Below are 270 nucleotides of genomic sequence, written 5' to 3' on the forward strand. Positions count from 1 at the left end.
CTTGTTATGTCATAGTAACTGAATGGTTTCGCGTGCTTGAGTTGCAAAAAAGAGGCTCTCGCCTCTAATTTAACCTGTTTAAACTTGCTCTATGGGTTCTAGTTGTAATTTTGCGGCAATTAAAACAGCTTGAGTTCGGTTATAAACACCGAGTTTTCTAAATATGGCAGTAATGTGTGCTTTGACGGTGGCTTCTGAAATATGCAGTTCGTAAGCTATTTGTTTATTCAGTAGGCCTTCGTGCAAATATTGCAATACACGGTATTGCTG

The 270-nt window shown here is 38.9% G+C and carries 1 protein-coding gene; it reads right to left on the reverse strand.

Translation table 11 applies throughout. The annotated features are described in order from the left end of the window. Window positions 1-78 precede the first annotated feature (78 nt). Window positions 79-270: response regulator transcription factor (locus AAEY98_RS22355; RefSeq protein ID WP_351019781.1), on the reverse strand; the 192-nt coding region annotated here is incomplete at its 5' end.

The organism is Shewanella sp. AC91-MNA-CIBAN-0169 (genome assembly GCF_040310165.1).
Classification (GTDB): domain Bacteria; phylum Pseudomonadota; class Gammaproteobacteria; order Enterobacterales; family Shewanellaceae; genus Shewanella.